The sequence below is a fragment of the Pseudomonas sp. MIACH genome (assembly GCF_001269925.1).
Classification (GTDB): Bacteria; Pseudomonadota; Gammaproteobacteria; order Pseudomonadales; family Pseudomonadaceae; genus Aquipseudomonas.
The window spans coordinates 61,849-75,554 of record NZ_LHVO01000010.1 but is presented as its reverse complement, the minus strand read 5'-3'; the positions used below and the strand labels follow the sequence as shown (position 1 = coordinate 75,554).

General features: G+C 61.1%; 13 protein-coding genes and 1 pseudogene. 4 read left to right on the top strand and 10 right to left on the bottom strand.

What is annotated here, in order from left to right; all coding sequences use genetic code 11:
• Window positions 1-68 precede the first annotated feature (68 nt).
• Together AD670_RS03275 and AD670_RS03270 are read left to right on the top strand one after the other, a co-directional pair.
• Window positions 69-2,576, top strand: coding sequence for a PAS domain-containing protein (locus tag AD670_RS03275; RefSeq protein WP_053128290.1), 2,508 nt, complete (start codon window positions 69-71; stop codon window positions 2,574-2,576).
• A gap of 31 nt (window positions 2,577-2,607) precedes the next feature.
• Window positions 2,608-2,883 carry a peptidylprolyl isomerase gene (locus AD670_RS03270; protein ID WP_010564624.1) on the top strand — a complete coding sequence of 92 codons (276 nt, stop codon included), beginning with the start codon at window positions 2,608-2,610 and terminating at the stop codon, window positions 2,881-2,883.
• Window positions 2,884-3,021: 138 nt separating this feature from the next.
• Here AD670_RS03270 and AD670_RS03265 read toward each other — a convergent pair whose 3' ends face one another.
• The 8 genes from AD670_RS03265 to AD670_RS03230 form a co-directional block, all read right to left on the bottom strand.
• Complete coding sequence (locus AD670_RS03265; protein ID WP_053128288.1) at window positions 3,022-3,933, bottom strand: sugar kinase; 912 nt, start codon at window positions 3,931-3,933, stop codon at window positions 3,022-3,024.
• 10 nt (window positions 3,934-3,943) lie between these two features.
• Entirely contained in the window at window positions 3,944-5,152 is a 1,209-nt protein-coding gene (locus AD670_RS03260) for an amino acid deaminase (RefSeq protein ID WP_053128286.1), read from the bottom strand.
• A gap of 9 nt (window positions 5,153-5,161) precedes the next feature.
• The gene (locus AD670_RS03255; protein ID WP_053128357.1) at window positions 5,162-5,926 is read right to left on the bottom strand and encodes an IclR family transcriptional regulator; all 765 of its coding nucleotides are present in this window, start codon (window positions 5,924-5,926) and stop codon (window positions 5,162-5,164) included.
• A gap of 167 nt (window positions 5,927-6,093) precedes the next feature.
• A complete protein-coding gene (locus tag AD670_RS03250; protein WP_010210958.1) occupies window positions 6,094-6,483 on the bottom strand; it encodes a RidA family protein in 390 nt (129 codons plus the stop codon).
• A gap of 16 nt (window positions 6,484-6,499) precedes the next feature.
• Entirely contained in the window at window positions 6,500-7,282 is a 783-nt protein-coding gene (locus AD670_RS03245; protein WP_053128284.1) for an amino acid ABC transporter ATP-binding protein, read from the bottom strand.
• A complete protein-coding gene (locus AD670_RS03240) occupies window positions 7,279-7,941 on the bottom strand; it encodes an amino acid ABC transporter permease (protein ID WP_053128282.1) in 663 nt (220 codons plus the stop codon). The genes AD670_RS03245 and AD670_RS03240 overlap by 4 nt, the downstream gene beginning before the upstream one ends.
• An 11-nt stretch (window positions 7,942-7,952) precedes the next feature.
• Window positions 7,953-8,615 carry an amino acid ABC transporter permease gene (locus AD670_RS03235; protein ID WP_053128280.1) on the bottom strand — a complete coding sequence of 221 codons (663 nt, stop codon included), beginning with the start codon at window positions 8,613-8,615 and terminating at the stop codon, window positions 7,953-7,955.
• Window positions 8,616-8,667: 52 nt separating this feature from the next.
• Complete coding sequence (locus tag AD670_RS03230) at window positions 8,668-9,516, bottom strand: transporter substrate-binding domain-containing protein (protein WP_027608633.1); 849 nt, start codon at window positions 9,514-9,516, stop codon at window positions 8,668-8,670.
• Window positions 9,517-9,848: 332 nt separating this feature from the next.
• On the opposite strand from AD670_RS03230, the gene AD670_RS03225 reads away from it, so the two are divergent.
• Together AD670_RS03225 and AD670_RS30505 are read left to right on the top strand one after the other, a co-directional pair.
• Complete coding sequence (locus AD670_RS03225; protein WP_053128278.1) at window positions 9,849-10,097, top strand: hypothetical protein; 249 nt, start codon at window positions 9,849-9,851, stop codon at window positions 10,095-10,097.
• 68 nt (window positions 10,098-10,165) lie between these two features.
• Window positions 10,166-10,462 (top strand): annotated as a pseudogene (locus tag AD670_RS30505) (thioredoxin family protein); the annotation flags it as partial.
• 19 nt (window positions 10,463-10,481) lie between these two features.
• Here the strand turns inward: AD670_RS30505 and AD670_RS03220 are convergent.
• A complete protein-coding gene (locus AD670_RS03220; RefSeq protein WP_053128276.1) occupies window positions 10,482-12,050 on the bottom strand; it encodes a TerC family protein in 1,569 nt (522 codons plus the stop codon).
• A gap of 475 nt (window positions 12,051-12,525) precedes the next feature.
• The gene (gene sohB, locus AD670_RS03215) at window positions 12,526-13,551 is read right to left on the bottom strand and encodes a protease SohB (RefSeq protein WP_053128274.1); all 1,026 of its coding nucleotides are present in this window, start codon (window positions 13,549-13,551) and stop codon (window positions 12,526-12,528) included.
• Window positions 13,552-13,706: the final 155 nt, after the last annotated feature.

Genomic DNA, 13,706 nt, shown 5'->3' with positions numbered 1-13,706 from the left:
TCATCCATCGGTGTCCCACGGGATAATGGGTGTTGTCATTTTTCAAAGCGTTACGCTCAGGGCTTTTTATGAAGGGAACAACCACCGGCAGCGAAGCCGCTGCATTGATTGCGCGGCTGGACTGGGCCCAAAGCCCCCTCGGTGAGGCCAATGATTGGCCGCAAAGCCTGCGCACAGCCGTGGATATCGTGGTCAACTCACCGATGCCGATGCTCCTGCTGTGGGGCAGCCAGCTGACCCAACTCTACAACGACGGCTTCGCCTTGCTGGCGGGCAATAAACACCCCGAGGCCATGGGAAAGCCGGCGCACCAGAGCTGGCCGGAACTCGAAAGCTTCACCGCACCGATCTACGACGCCGTACTGACCGGCCAGGTGCGCACCTTCAGCGAGCAGCGCTTCGTCCTCCAACGCAATAATCGCGACACTGAAATCTGGCTGGACCTGACCTACAGCCCCATCCGCGACGAAAGCGCCCGCGTGGCCGGCATCCTGGTCACGGCCATCGAAACCAACGAGCGCCGCCGGGCCCAGCACAACACCGAGCAGCGCCTGCAACTGGCCCTGGCCGCCACCGACGCGGTGGGCACCTGGGATTGGGATATTGGCGAAGACCGCTTTATCGCCGACGCGCACTTCGCCTACCTGCACGGCGTCGACCCGAGCGCGTCCGGCCAGTTGCCGATCAGCGACTACCTGCTGGGCGTGCATCCCGAAGACCGGGGCACGGTGACGCGCAGCATCAAGCATTGCATCACCCATGGCACCGAATACGCCGAGGAATACCGCCTGCAACAAGCCGACGGCCAAGTGCGCTGGGTGTTTGCCCGTGGCCGTTGCTACAAGGATCACCAGGGCCGCCCGGCGCGTTTCCTCGGCGCGGCACTCGACCTCACCGAGCGCAAGCATACCGAGCAAGCGCTGCGCCAAAGCCAGACCGAGCTGCAGTTGATCATCAACGCCATGCCGGTACTGATCGGCTACGTCGACCACGAGCAGCGCTTTCGCCTGAACAACAGCGCCTACCTCGACTGGTACGGCATGACGCCCCAGGAGCTGTACGGCAAGACCATCCGCGAGGTACTCGGCGACGAGGTGTACGCCGGGCGCGAAGACAAGATCGCCGCCGCGCTCAAGGGCAAGGCCTGCAGTTTCATGACCATCACCCCCCATCGCGATGGTCGCCCGCGTCATGCGCTGATGAAATACCTGCCCCGCTTCAGCAATGACGGCTCGGTAAACGGCTTCTACATCTTTGTGATCGATGAAACCGAACGCAAACTCACCGAAGAAGCCCTTCGTCACCTCAACGAGAACCTCGAAGAACGCGTGGCCCAGCGCACCCAGGCGCTGGCCGAAGCCAACGAACGCCTGCAAAACGAGATGTTCGAGCGTGAGCGCGCCGAAGATGCCCTGCGCCATGCGCAGAAGATGGAAGCCGTGGGCCAACTCACCGGCGGTATCGCCCATGACTTCAACAATATGCTCACCGGCATCATCGGCAGCCTGGACCTGATGCAGCGCTACATCGCCGCCGGGCGCAGCGAGGAGATCGGCCGTTTCACCGACGCCGCCGTGTCCTCGGCCCATCGCGCAGCCGCCCTCACCCACCGCCTGCTGGCCTTCTCGCGGCGCCAGTCGCTGGACCTTCGCCCGCTGGATCCCAACCAGCTGGTGGCGTCCCTGGAGGAGCTGTTCCAGCGTACCAAGGGCGCACATATCACGCTCAAGGTGCAACTGGGCCACGACATCTGGCCGGTCAACACCGACGCCAGCCAATTGGAAAACGCCCTGCTCAACCTGGTGATCAACGCCCGCGACGCCATGCCCGACGGCGGCGAACTGCTGATCGAAACCGCCAACAGTTACCTGGACGGCACCGACATCACCACCCTCGAACCGGTCAGGGCCGGCGACTATGTGATGCTTGGCGTGTGTGACAACGGCAGCGGCATGGCGCCGAAGATTCTCGCCAAGGCGTTCGACCCGTTCTTCACCACCAAGCCCATCGGCCAGGGCACGGGCCTTGGGCTGTCGATGATCTATGGGTTTGCCCAGCAGTCCGGTGGCCACGTGACCATCCAGAGCGAACCGGGCCAGGGCACCTGCGTGCGCCTGTACCTGCCACGCCTGCACGGCACCGCCCTGGAGAGCAGCCTGCCCACTCATTTGGGCGAAGCTCCGGTAGCCCTTGCCGGCGAAGCGGTGGTGGTGGTCGAAGACGACCCGGCGGTGCGCATGCTGGTGGTCAATGTGCTCGACGAGTTGGGCTACACCGCACACCAGGCAGCGGATGCGCGTGCGGCGCTGCCGTTGCTGGAGTCGGATTTGCGCGTAGACCTGCTGGTGACCGACGTCGGCCTGCCCGGTATGAACGGCCGTCAACTGGCAGAGATCGCCCGCCAGCATCGGCCGGGCCTGAAGGTGCTGTTCATGACCGGCTACGCGGAAAAAGCCGCCGAGCGCCAGGGCTTCCTGGAGGACGGCATGGACATGGTCGCCAAGCCGTTTTCCGTCGACGTGCTGGCGACCAAAATCCGCAGCATGATCAGCGTTGATGGTGCAGTTAAGGCATAATCGCGCGCCGTCGCACACCTGGTAGAGATCAATGAAAGCCCAAGCCCGTCATATCCTGGTGAAAACCAGCGAAGAAGCCGAACAACTCAAGCAGCGCATTGCCAAGGGCGAAGCGTTTGATGTGCTGGCCAAGAAGTACTCCACCTGCCCGTCCGGCAAACGCGGGGGCGATTTGGGCGAAGTGCGGCCGGGACAGATGGTCGGGGTGATTGATGCGGTGATCTTCAAGAAGCCAGTGAAGGTGGTTCACGGGCCGATCAAGAGCAAGTTTGGGTATCACCTGGTGCAGGTGTTTTACCGCGACTGAGGCGTTGACTTAAGACCGCTATCGGGAGCAAGCCCCTCCCACAGGGGATCGCATTCCTCCAGATGAAATGCGGTCACAGGTGGGAGGGGCTGTGCGACGATTCGACTTGCCCCCGATCCGCCGCAGGCGGCCATTCACCTACTCCCTGGGGATCAGCGCACCCGGCACCTGGATAACGCGGCTCGCCAGCCGATGCCCGGCCAAAGCGGCCTCCTGCGGCGAACCACCCTTGAGCCGACTGGCCAGGTACGCCGCGCTGAATGAATCCCCCGCCGCCGTGGTGTCCACCACCTTCTCCACCTTCAATGCCGGCACAACAAAGCGCTCGCCGTCGCAACGAATCAAACACGCATCCGCACCGCGCTTGAGCACCACTTCCGCAATCGCCGGGTACGCCGCGAACACCTGTTCGCTGTCGGCATAACCAAACAACGCGCGTTCGTCATCTTCGGTCAGCAAGGCGATATCCACCTCGGCCAGTACTGTGCGATAAGCCTCACGGGCAACGTCCACCGTGGCCCACAGTCGCGGCCGGTAGTTGTTGTCGAACACCACTGCGCCGCCACGCCGGCGGGTTTCGATCAGCACTTCGAGCAAGCGCTGGCGCCCGACTTCACCCAGCACCGCCAGGGTAATGCCGCTGAAATACACCACGTTGTAGTCCGGCAATGCCGCCAGGATCGGTACGGCCGCCGGCGTGGTAAAGCAGTCACGCACGGCCGCTTCGTTGCGCCAGTAGAGGAATTTGCGTTCGCCGTTGGCATCGGTCTGGATGCAGTACAAACCCGGTAAGCGTCCGGGCAAGCGCTGGACCTTACTCAGCCCCAGACCTTCTTCGGCCCAGTGCGCACACATGGCGTCGCTGAAGCTGTCATCGCCCAGGGCGGTGACATAGTCCACCATGCCGATATCCCCCAGCTCACGGCGCAGGTACACCGCCGCGTTCAGGGTGTCGCCGCCGAAGCTCTGGTGCAGGCTGCCGTCGGCGCGGTGTTGCAGTTCGATCATGCATTCGCCGATCAGGGCGATGCGGGGATGGGTGGTGGTCATGGCTTTACACTCAGAAACGGGTTTCCAGGGACTCAATCACCTGCAACTGCTCATCCACCAGACAACCGACCTGCCACTTGTCGAAGGTCAGGCAAGGGTGCGAGGTGCCAAAGGAAATGATGTCGCCGATGCGCAGCTCTACCCCCGGCGCTATGGTCATGAAGGCGTGCTGGTCCATCACGGCGGTGACGGTGCAGGCGCTCACGTCATCGCCTTCGGCGGTCAGGATCCCGGCGCGGTAACGCTTGAGCGGCACCGGCAACCCGGCGTCGTAGGCCACGTCGCGCTTGCCCAGGGCGATCACCGCAAAACCCGGCTCAGGCAACGACTGCACATGGGCCCAGACTTCCAGGGCCGGGCGCAGGCCTTCATGCAGGTCGCTGCGGCGGTCGAGCACGCAGCATTGCGCCGCTTTGTAGATGCCATGGTCGTGGGCCACGTAGCTGCCGGGGCGCAATACGCTAAGGAAACGGCCGGCGGCGTTTTGCGTTTCGAAGGACTCGGCGATCAGGTCATACCAGGCCGAGCCCGACGCGGTGATGATGGGCTTGGGCAGGTCGAAGGAGCCATTGTTTTGCAGGTCCACGGCCAGGCGCACCAGGCTCGCGGCGAAGTCGCGGATGCCACTGATGGCGTGCTCGCCGTGGATCACTCCTTCGTAGCCTTCAATCCCGGTGAGCGCCAGGGCCGGCTGGGCCTTGATCGCCTTGGCCAGATCGCGCACCTCCTGCTCGCTGCGGCAACCGCAACGGCCGCCGACCACGCCGTACTCGATCATCACGTTGAGGCGCAGGCCACGGGCGGCGAAGAACAGCCCCAGGTCAGCGACGTTGTCCGGATGGTCGACCATGCAGTGGAAGTCAAAATCCTTGTCGGCCAACAGGTCGGCAATCAACGCCATGTTCGGCGCCCCCACCAGTTGGTTGGCCATCAGCACACGGCGCACGCCACCGGCATACGCGGCGCGGGTCTGCACTGCGTTGGCCAGGGTGATGCCCCAGGCACCTTGGGCGATCTGGCGCTGGAACAGCGCGGGCATCATGCTGGTTTTGCCATGGGGTGCGAGTTCGGCACCGCTGTTGCTGACGAAATCCTGCATCCAGCGAATGTTGTGCTCCAGGGCGTCGCGGTGCAGCACCAGGGCAGGCAGGCTGACGTCACGGACCAGGTAGGCACCGACCGCGGCGGCGCCCTTTTCAACGGCATTGATGGCAGACATGAAATGCTCCTATTCGTTGATGCGACGGGCCAGGTTGTTGGCGCTGTCGATCAGCACCCGGCGATAGTCGTTGTAGTTTTTGCTCGCATCGGCCCGTGGGGCGACGATGCACAGCGTCGCAATGCTGACGCCCTGCGCGTCCCGGACCGGGGCGGCAAAGCAGTGGGTAAAGGTGTCGGCCACGCTGTCGAAGGAAAAGAAACCGTCGAGGGTGGCCTGGCGGATTTGCGCGAGGAAGGTCTCCAGCGGCAGGCGCTGGCCATCCGGCAGGATAAAGTCGTCGTGGTCGATCAGGTCGATGATCTGCTGGTCGCTCAAGTGCCCCAGCAACAGGCGCCCGGAGGCTGTCCACGGAATGGGCGCGTTTTCACCGATATCCGAGGAAATACGGAAATGCCGCTCGCCTTCGCGCATCAGCGCCACCGTGTATTTGCGCCCGTTAAGCAGGCACATCTGCGCGGTCTCGTGGGTTTGGCTGACGATCTCCTGCAAGGCATGGTCGGCCTCGCGGGTCAGGTCGAAATGGCGTAGATGCGCCTGGCCGAGGAAGTACAACTGACGGCCGAGGTAGACGTGACCGTCTTTGCCCACGGTTTCGAGGATGCGCCGCTCAAGCAGGGACGCAACCAGTTCGTAGACCGTGGATTTGGGGCTGCCGATGCCGCTGGCAATATCATTCGGGCGCAGGGGCTGGCCGATTTCCTTGAGAAAATCGAGGATATCGAATGCACGGTCCAGGCCTTTGGCGCGGCGTTTGATGGTGTCTTCGGTCATGGCAATTTCGGTCCGGTCGAAATGGTAGGGCTGGCGCAGGTCCACTGTGGGAGGGGGCTTGCCCCCGATGGCGGCGTGTCAATCAACACCTCTGTTACTGATACACCGCTATCGGGGGCAAGCCCCCTCCCACATTTGATCTCTGGTGGGCTTAAGAGTGGGGCAATTTAGCCCTTTTTCTTGTAGGCCACGCAATCAATCTCGACCTTGCAATCCACCATCATGTTGGCCTGCACACAAGCCCGCGCCGGGGCGTGTTCCGGGGTGAAGTATTCGCCGAAGACCTTGTTGAAACTCCAGAAGTCCCGCGGGTCTTCCAGCCACACGCCCACCCGTACCACGTCTTTCAACTCGTAGCCGGCTTCTTCGAGGATTGCCACCACATTGCGCATGGTCTGCCGGGTTTGCTCGATGATCCCGCCGGTGATGATTTCGCCGTCCACCGCAGGCACTTGGCCCGAGACGTACAACCAACCGTCCGCTTCCACCGCGCGGGCGAAGGGACGAGGCTGGCCACCGCCGGCAGTACTGCCGGCACCGTAACGAGTGATGCTCATAAAAATATGCTCCTGATTAAAAACGAATGTTCTTGAGAAATTCCGCCAGGCGCGGCGATTGCGGCCGCTCGAAGATATCCTTCGACGAGCCCTGCTCTTCAATCCGACCCTGGTTCATAAAGACGATCTTGTCCGAGACTTCATAGGCAAAGCGCATTTCGTGGGTGACCAGCAACATGGTCATGCCCTCCTCCGCCAGGCCCTTGATCACGCTGAGCACCTCGCCCACCAGTTCCGGGTCGAGGGCCGAGGTGACTTCGTCGAACAGCATCAGGCTGGGGTTCATCGCAATGGCGCGGGCAATCGCTACACGCTGCTGTTGGCCGCCGGACAACTGGCCCGGGAAGTGATTGCGGCGCTCCAAAAGTCCTACACGGTCCAACCATTTTTCCGCGAGTGCCACCGCCTCGTCCTTAGGCATTTTCTTAACTTTCAATAAGCCCAGAGTCACGTTCTGCAACGCGCTCAAATGCGGGAACAGGTTGAACTGCTGGAACGCCATGCCAGTCATCGCTCGGTGCTGTGCGATCACGCGCTCGGGGTGACGCACGCGCTTGCCGCCGATGTCGCTGTAGCCGATGGACTCGCCATCCAGGGTGATCTGCCCGCCCTGGAATTCTTCCAGCAAGTTGACGCAACGCAACAGGGTGGTCTTGCCCGAGCCGCTGGAGCCGATCAACGTCACCACGTTGCCGCGCTGCATGGACAGGTCGACGCCCTTGAGCACTTCGACCTCGCCGTATTGTTTACGCAGGCCGCGGATATTCAGCAGCGGCTCGGTTGTTTGAGGTTGGTTCATGGCAAGGCCACCCGCTTTTCAATGTAGCGCCCGAATAACTCGATGGCGTAGTTGATGACAAAGAACAGAAACCCGGCGAACAGGTAGAACTCCAGGGTCATGAAGGTACGTGCGATCACCTGCTGGGTACTCAGCAGCAATTCAGCGACGCCGATCACCGAGAGCAAGGTCGAGGCCTTGACGATTTCCGTCGAGGAATTGACCCAGGTCGGCAGGATCTGCCGCAACGCCTGGGGCAACAACACGTAGGCCAGGGACTGCTGGAACGTCAGGCCAATCGCCTTGCCCGCTTCCAGTTGCCCCCGGGGAATGGCTTGCAGTGCACCGCGCACGATTTCCGAGACGTGGGAGCCGCAGAACAGCGTGAGCCCGACGGCGCCGGCCTGGAACGCGGTGATCTTCCAGCCCAGGGCCGGCAGCATGTAGAAACACGCCAACACCAGCACAAACACCGGGGTGCCACGGATCAGGTCGACATACAGGCGAAACGGCGCACGCATCCAGAATTTGCCGTAGGTCAGGATCAACCCCGCGACGATGCCGATCAGCGTGCCAAAGATAATCGCCAGTGCCGATACAGAGACACTGGCCTGAAACCCCGCCCAGAGGGTATCCCGGGCGATCCACAACTCATGCAGCCAGCTGGGGGACTCGTACATGGAAACCCTCCTTAACGACGGATCGCCAGACGCTGTTCCAGGTAACGGAGCAGCATGGCAATGAGGTAACAGGCCGCCACGTAGAGCGCGGTCGTGACCAGCCAGGTTTCAATCACCCGGTAGCTTTCGACGTTGATCTTGCGGGCGTAATAGGTCAGCTCGGGCACCGCGATGGCGGCGGCCAGGGAGGTGTCCTTGAACAGCGAGATAAAGTTGTTCGACAGCGCGGGCAGCACGTTACGCAGCATCACCGGCACGGTGATATAGGCGCGGATCCGCCATTCGCCGAGGCCGATGGCCAGCCCTGCTTCGCGCAAGCCCTTGGGAATATTCAACAGCCCGGCGCGGAACACTTCAGTCAGGTAGGCACCGGCGTAAAGCGACAAGGTGATGATGAACGAGGGGATCTTGTCCAGGCGGATGCCGAGACCGGGCAAGGCGAAGTAGATCAACAGGATCAGCACCAGGATCGGCGTATTGCGGATCACCGTCACATACACCGAGGCGAAGATGCGCAACGCGCGGTGTTTGGACAACATGGCAAACGCCATCAACAGGCCGATCACGCAGCCGATGGCGATCGACAGCAATGCCAGTTGCAGGCCCAGGCCGAGCCCCGCCAGCAAGGTGTCGAAATCACGCCACACGGCGGCAAAGTTCAACTGATAGTTCATGGTCAGCAGTACCTGATGGGGGCGCCGTTGGCGGCGCCCCGGTTTTCACGAATCACTTGAACTCGACGGGGAAACCAATCGCAGGCTCCGGCAGGTCCACACCAAACCACTGCTTGAACGAGGCTTTGTAGGTGGGGAACTCCACACCGGTCATGGCTTCATGCAGGGCGGTGTTGACGAAGTTCAGCCAATCCTGGTCGCCACGCTTGACCGCGCACGCGTAGGTTTGCGGGCTCCAGGCGTAGGCCGGGCTGCGATAGCGGCCGGGGTTCTGCACCATCAGGTATTTGACCGAGGACTGGTCGGTGGCGGCGGCATCGGCGCGACCGGAGTTCACCGCCTGGTACATCAGGTCGACGCTGTCGTACTGGTCGACCTTGGCCTTGGGCAGTGCCTGGTGCACCAGTTCCTCGGCGTAGACGTTCTGCAGTACAGCCACGGTGACGCCATCACCGGCCGCTTGCAGGTCTTCAATCTCTTTGTACTTGCTGTTGTTCGGCAGCAGCAGGCCCACGCCTTCGCGGTAGTACGGCAGGGTGAACGCCACTTGCTGCGCACGACTGGCGGTGACGGTGATGAACTGACAGCTCATGTCGACCTTGTCGGTCAGCAGGTTGGGAATGCGTGCGTCGGAGGACTGCACCACAAACTCGACCTTGCTCGGGTCGTTGAACAAGCCCTTGGCCACAATGCGGCCGATGTCGATATCAAAACCCTGCAACTTGCCATCCGCTCCCTGGAAGTGCCACGGCGCATTGGTACTGCCTGTACCCACGATCAGGTGCCCACGCTTGAGCACATCATCGAGCTTGCTGTCCGCCGCCTGCACGATGCCTGCGAGGGAAGCCGATGCGGCGAAGAGAAAAACACACGCTTTAAACACGGAAGGTCGGTGATGCATGACAAGCACTCCAGGAGTTGTGTATTCCGCTATACCGGAACTTAGTATGTAACAACGGAATAGACAGCAGAAAGTGTGCCACACATGCCGGGCGAAACCTATGACCTCGATAAAGTGCTTAGTAATCAGACAGATAAATCGCGACCTGAGATGCGGCGTTGCGCCAGCACTTGCAAGCGGATTGCTACCCAAGGCCTCACACGGAGGTGACAGCACGATTCAAGTGCGTCACCGCCCCGTTACTACGCACATCGGCGGTGCACCCGCCCATGGAAAATCCGCAGTGCTGGACTAGTCTTTGGCACACGCCTCATGACAAGGACCGCACTCCGATGAAGTTCAGTCTCACCTTGGTTTTGCTGTGTTTTCTGGCGGCCGGCAGCGCGCAGGCCAGCAACGACCGCCGCGAATGCAAAGAAGAACTGCGCAAGCTCAAAGCAGCGTTCGACACCAACTACACCAGCCAGAATCACCATGGCTATCGCCGCGCCAAGGCGTCCAGCGACAATGAGGAATACCGCAAATGCGCGAGCCAGGCCCGCAAGGCGCGCGAACGTGCGGAGCGTGATGCCAACCTGTAAAGGTTGACAGTAGACGATGGCGGTCCCCGGGCTTAGCGTTGGCAAAAGCCTGCACGGCTCACAGGGAGATGATCATGGGGATTGCCACCGCAACCATTGCCAATGCCGAAGACTACCGGCGCGTGCTGAGCACTTCACGCCCGGTATTCATGCTGTTCATCTCAGCTCACTGCCCGGCCTGCGGGGTAGCCGGGCCGCTGTTTGAGCAGATTGCCAGTAAATACCGATCGGTGATGAGCCTGGTACTCGATTGCGCGAAAACGCCGAGGCACCCAAAGGTTACAGGTACCCCGACGCTGCTGATCTTCCAGAACGGCACCTTGATGGAAACATTCAAAGGTTTCGGACCGGAGGAACAGCAAGCGCAGTTTGTGGAGGAAACCTTCAGGCGTTATGCACGCCGCAAGGGTGCAAAATCACCTGCGTCACCCGCCGCTCCTCTACCGCCGCCACCGTCAGGCGCCAGCCCTCATGCTCCAGGCTATCACCCACCACTGGCAGGCGGTCGAGCAGGCTCATCACCAGACCGGCCAGCGTCTGGTAGTCCTCGGTCGCAACAGCCTTGAAGCCGGTACGTTGGCGAATCTGGGTGAGGTTCAAGGCGCCATTGGCACGGAAGCCAGGACCCTCCTCGACAATATCCGGCCCTTCGATTTCACTGGCGTCCGGCAATTCACCGGCGATGGATTCCAGAATGTCGGTCATGCTCAATACGCCCATGAAGTCACCGAATTCGTTGATCACGAAGGCGATATGGGTCGACTCCTGGCGCATCTGCTCCAGGGCATTGAGGATCGAAAAGCTCTCCAGCAGGTTGATCGCCCGACGCGCGAGGTGCTCCAGGTTCGGCTCGTTGCCGGCCAGGTACTCCTTGAGCAATTCCTTCTTGTGCACGAAGCCCAGCGGCTCGTCCACGGCACCGTTACGGATCAACGGCAGGCGTGAGTAGGACGAGTGCATCAGTTTCAAGCGAATCGTATCGGGATCGTCGGCCAGGTCGATAAAGTCGACGTTGGCCCGCGGCGTCATCAAGGTGCGAATCGGCCGCTCAGCCAGTTGCAGCACACCACTGATCATCACCCGCTCACGTCGGTCGAACAGCGGACCTTGCGCAGCATCCGTCTCGCCCAACAGGTCAGCCACCTCTTCACCCACTTCTTCCACCGCCAGGCTGCGACCGCCGAGCAAGCGCATCACCGCATGGGCTGTACGCTCACGTACCGGCAACACACCCTGGGCAGACTTCTTGCGACGAGCGCGGGCAATCTGGTTGAACACCTCGATCAGGATCGAGAAACCGATGGCCGCGTACAGGTAGCCCTTCGGAATATGGAAACCCAGGCCTTCGGCGGTCAGGGCGAAACCGATCATCATCAGGAAGCCCAGACACAGCATGATCACCGTCGGGTGGGCATTGACGAAGCGGGTCAGCGGCTTGCTCGCGACGATCATCAGGCCGATGGAAATGATCACGGCGATCATCATCACCGCCAACTCATCGACCATGCCCACGGCAGTAATGACCGCATCCAGAGAGAACACGGCGTCGAGCACCACGATCTGCGCCACGATTGGCCAGAACATGGCGTACGCCACATTGCCCGAGCGCTGGGCCACATGGCCTTCCAGGCGTTCGTGCAATTCCATGGTGGCCTTGAACAACAGGAACACACCGCCGAACAGCATGATCAGGTCACGGCCGGAGAAGCTCTTGTCGAACACCTCGAACAGCGGCTGGGTCAGGGTCACCAACCAGGAAATACTCGCCAGCAGGCCCAGGCGCATCAGCAACGCCAGGGACAAACCGATCAAGCGCGCACGGTCACGCTGCTCCGGCGGCAGCTTGTCCGCCAGGATCGCGATAAACACCAGGTTGTCGATGCCGAGCACCAGTTCCAGCACAATCAAGGTCAACAGGCCGAGCCAGGCCGTTGGATCCGCTAACCATTCCATTTATATAAGTCTCTCTACGGGTTTCAGAATGCCGGGCACGGCAAAGCGCGGTCAGTGGACCGGGACAAGGTTAGCAGTCGGAATACGGGATGTTTCAGCGGGAACGGCGACAGTGGATGTCTTGGGGAAAGACGACTGGGAGGCTCCGAGAGGATGTTCATGCAGGTCCTGAAATAACAAAAGGACTTGGATCCTACAGTCGAAACACAAACTTCATACAATATAAAAATGTTACCAAACCTGTCTTCGATCCCCACACAAAACGAGGCGGGAGGGGCTTGCCCTAATCCAGTCAGTTAAGGCTTTTTGTAGGAGCGAGCTTGCTCGCGAAAAACTCACAGGCGCCGCGTTCATTCAGGAAGCACGCGTTATCGTTGACGTTTTTCGCGAGCAAGCTCGCTCATACAGGAGGCGATGTACGCTTAGCTGACGGGCAAGCGCCCGCCCACAGGTATGACCTATACCCCCAATAGGGTTACCAGAACCGTTGCTGGGTCAGGCGGCTCCACCAGGTCAGCAGCACGCGGTCTACCGAGCCGCTGGCCGCCAGGCCCACCCGCTCCTGCAGGCTTTTACGCTCGGCATAGTGCAGGTGGAAGACCTCGGCGGTCTTGGCCTTGGTGGCCAGGTATTCGTCGCTGGTTTGCAGTTCGTCGACCAGTTGCTTATCCAGCGCTGCAACGCCCAGCCACACCTCTCCGGTCGCTACGTCGTCAATCGCCAGCTGTGGGCGATAACGCGAGACGAAGTTCTTGAACAACTGATGGGTGATGTCCAGGTCTTCCTGGAACTTCTCGCGGCCCTTCTCGGTGTTTTCGCCAAACACCGTGAGGGTGCGTTTGTACTCGCCGGCGGTCAGCACTTCAAAGTCGATGTCGTGTTTTTTCAGCAGGCGGTTGACGTTGGGCAACTGCGCCACTACGCCAATCGAGCCAAGGATGGCAAACGGGGCGCTGATGATCTTCTCGCCGATGCACGCCATCATGTAGCCGCCGCTGGCCGCGACCTTGTCGATGCACACGGTCAACGGCACGCCCGCCTGGCGGATACGCGCCAGTTGCGACGACGCCAGGCCGTAGCTGTGGACCATGCCGCCGCCGCTTTCCAGGCGCAGCACCACTTCGTCCTTGGGCGTGGCCAGGCTCAGCAGTGCGGTGATTTCATGGCGCAGGCTCTCGGTGGCCGAGGCCTTGATATCGCCGTCGAAATCCAGCACGAACACCCGTGGCTTGGTTTCGGGCTTCTTCTTGCTGTTCTTCTTTTCGGCTTTGCTTTCGGACTTGCGCAGGGCCTTGAGCTGCTCCTTGTCGAGCAGGCTCGACTCAAGGCGCTCACGCAGGCCCTTATAGAAGTCATTGAGCTTGCTGACCTGCAGTTGCCCGGCGGCTTTGCGACGCCCTTTGCTGCGCAGTGCCGCGAAGCTGATCAGTACCACCAGAATAGCGATCACCAGGGTGACGGTCTTCGCCAGAAAGCTCGCGTATTCAGCCAAAAAATCCATGTGTCTCCTTAAACAATGCACGGCGCCAGGCGCGGATTGGCCAAGCATACCGACGGGATCGCCGGGCGACCAGTGCTCAAACCGCCAGCAGGTGCGCGCTCTAACGAGGTTTTAAAACAAGCGTATGTTTTTTCATTGACAGCTCCCTGGCATCC

What these genes read in the sequence shown, in the direction of transcription:
- AD670_RS03275 (WP_053128290.1), top strand. Translation starts at nt 69, where the DNA reads ATGAAGGGAACAACCACCGGCAGCGAAGCCGCTGCATTGATTGCGCGG.
- AD670_RS03270 (WP_010564624.1), top strand. Translation starts at nt 2,608, where the DNA reads ATGAAAGCCCAAGCCCGTCATATCCTGGTGAAAACCAGCGAAGAAGCC.
- AD670_RS03265 (WP_053128288.1), bottom strand. Translation starts at nt 3,933, where the DNA reads ATGACCACCACCCATCCCCGCATCGCCCTGATCGGCGAATGCATGATC.
- AD670_RS03260 (WP_053128286.1), bottom strand. Translation starts at nt 5,152, where the DNA reads ATGTCTGCCATCAATGCCGTTGAAAAGGGCGCCGCCGCGGTCGGTGCC.
- AD670_RS03255 (WP_053128357.1), bottom strand. Translation starts at nt 5,926, where the DNA reads ATGACCGAAGACACCATCAAACGCCGCGCCAAAGGCCTGGACCGTGCA.
- AD670_RS03250 (WP_010210958.1), bottom strand. Translation starts at nt 6,483, where the DNA reads ATGAGCATCACTCGTTACGGTGCCGGCAGTACTGCCGGCGGTGGCCAG.
- AD670_RS03245 (WP_053128284.1), bottom strand. Translation starts at nt 7,282, where the DNA reads ATGAACCAACCTCAAACAACCGAGCCGCTGCTGAATATCCGCGGCCTG.
- AD670_RS03240 (WP_053128282.1), bottom strand. Translation starts at nt 7,941, where the DNA reads ATGTACGAGTCCCCCAGCTGGCTGCATGAGTTGTGGATCGCCCGGGAT.
- AD670_RS03235 (WP_053128280.1), bottom strand. Translation starts at nt 8,615, where the DNA reads ATGAACTATCAGTTGAACTTTGCCGCCGTGTGGCGTGATTTCGACACC.
- AD670_RS03230 (WP_027608633.1), bottom strand. Translation starts at nt 9,516, where the DNA reads ATGCATCACCGACCTTCCGTGTTTAAAGCGTGTGTTTTTCTCTTCGCC.
- AD670_RS03225 (WP_053128278.1), top strand. Translation starts at nt 9,849, where the DNA reads ATGAAGTTCAGTCTCACCTTGGTTTTGCTGTGTTTTCTGGCGGCCGGC.
- AD670_RS03220 (WP_053128276.1), bottom strand. Translation starts at nt 12,050, where the DNA reads ATGGAATGGTTAGCGGATCCAACGGCCTGGCTCGGCCTGTTGACCTTG.
- sohB (WP_053128274.1), bottom strand. Translation starts at nt 13,551, where the DNA reads ATGGATTTTTTGGCTGAATACGCGAGCTTTCTGGCGAAGACCGTCACC.